Below are 1,500 nucleotides of genomic sequence, written 5' to 3'. Positions count from 1 at the left end.
GGCAGCGCGATCTCGACCGGGTCCGGCGGCGGCGCGCCGGAGACGAGCGCCTCGAAAGCGGCGCGCGCGGCGGCCGTGGCGCAGGCGCCTGTCGTCCAGCCCCGACGCAGGGGATGGCCCTTTTCGGCTTCGCTCATGCGTCTTCTTTACCGCGAAGCGCGCGCGCGCGACACCGGCGCGCCGATGGGCTAAAACGGGCCGTCATTTCCAAATCGGGAGCACGCTTAAATGATGCGCAGCGTCTCATCTTTCTTCGCCCTCGCCGCCTTCGCCGCGGAGGCGCAGGGCGTCCAGGCCTTTGAGCTCCAAAGCCCCGACATCGCCGAAGGCAAAACCATCGACATGAAACATGTCTATGATTCTTTCGGCTGCACGGGCGGCAACCTCTCGCCGGAGCTTTCCTGGAGCGAGCCCCCGGCCGGCACGAAGAGCCTTGCGGTGCTCGTCCATGATCCCGACGCGCCGACGGGCGGCGCCGGATTCTGGCACTGGCTTGTCGTCGATATTCCGCCCGACGTGCGCGGGCTGAAACGGGACGCGGGCCACGCCTCCGGCAAAAACCTGCCGGAGGGCGCCAAGCAGCTCGAGACGGATTTCGGCGATAAGGCCTATGGCGGCCCCTGCCCGCCGCCGGGCAAGCCTCATCGCTACGTCTTCACCGTCTATGCGCTGAAGACGGAAAAACTCGGCGACGCCGGACATGGGCGCACCGCCATCGCGGGCTTCACGATCAATCAGAACGCGCTGGCGAAAGCCTCGATCACCGCGCTCTTTGGGCGGTGAGCTTTAAGCTCGCCTTGACGGCGCTCGCGATCGAGGCGGGCGTCGGCTACCCCGACTCTCTCTTCGCCCGCATTGGCCATCCCGTCTCCTGGCTCGGCGCGCTGATCGACGCGCTGGATGCGCGCCTCAATCGCGAAGCCGACGCCTTCGCGGTCAGGCGCGCCAAGGGCGGCGCGGCGCTTCTCATCGTCCTCGGGGCGGCGCTCTTTGCGGGCCTGTTGATCGAACGCGCCCTGCTCGCCCTTCCCTTTGGATGGATCGCTCTCGCCGTTCTCGCGTCGAGCCTTCTCGCGCAGAAAAGCCTCCACGAGCATGTCGCGGCGGTCGAGCGCGCCCTCGCCCTTTCGCTCGAAGACGGGCGGCGCGCGGCGGGGAAAATCGTCGGCCGCGACGTGGCGACGCTCGACGAGGCGGGCGTGGCGCGCGCGGCGATCGAGAGTCTTGCCGAGAATTTCTCCGATGGCGTCGTCGCGCCGGCCTTCTGGCTCGCGCTCTTCGGCCTGCCGGGCGCGCTCGCCTATAAGGCGGTCAACACCGCCGACAGCATGATCGGCCACAAGTCCGAGCGGCATTTCGCCTTCGGCTGGGCGGCGGCGCGCTGCGACGATCTGATGAATCTCATCCCCGCGCGTCTTTCGGCCGCGCTGCTGGCGTTCGGCGCCCTCGCGTTGCCGGGCGCCTCGGCTTCGGCCGCGCTCGCATGCGCGCGTCGCGACG

Annotated in this window: 3 protein-coding genes; 2 read left to right on the top strand and 1 reads right to left on the bottom strand. The window is 68.9% G+C overall.

Annotation, left to right across the window (positions count from 1 at the left end; genetic code table 11):
• Window positions 1-137 (bottom strand): cobalt-precorrin-5B (C(1))-methyltransferase (locus V3H18_RS16550; RefSeq protein ID WP_332083181.1); only part of this gene is annotated, 137 nt, incomplete at its 3' end.
• A gap of 91 nt (window positions 138-228) precedes the next feature.
• Between V3H18_RS16550 and V3H18_RS16545 the strand changes: the two genes are divergently transcribed.
• Together V3H18_RS16545 and V3H18_RS16540 are read left to right on the top strand one after the other, a co-directional pair.
• Window positions 229-783 (top strand): YbhB/YbcL family Raf kinase inhibitor-like protein, encoded by a 555-nt coding sequence (locus V3H18_RS16545; protein ID WP_332083180.1) that lies wholly within the window; start codon window positions 229-231, stop codon window positions 781-783.
• On the top strand, window positions 780-1,500 hold a 721-nt coding region (locus tag V3H18_RS16540; protein ID WP_332083179.1), incomplete at its 3' end, for a cobalamin biosynthesis protein CobD/CbiB. The genes V3H18_RS16545 and V3H18_RS16540, both read left to right, overlap by 4 nt.

The sequence above is a fragment of the Methylocystis borbori genome (assembly GCF_036576025.1).
Taxonomy (GTDB): domain Bacteria; phylum Pseudomonadota; class Alphaproteobacteria; order Rhizobiales; family Beijerinckiaceae; genus Methylocystis; species Methylocystis borbori.
This window is presented reverse-complemented; position numbering and strand designations above follow the sequence as displayed.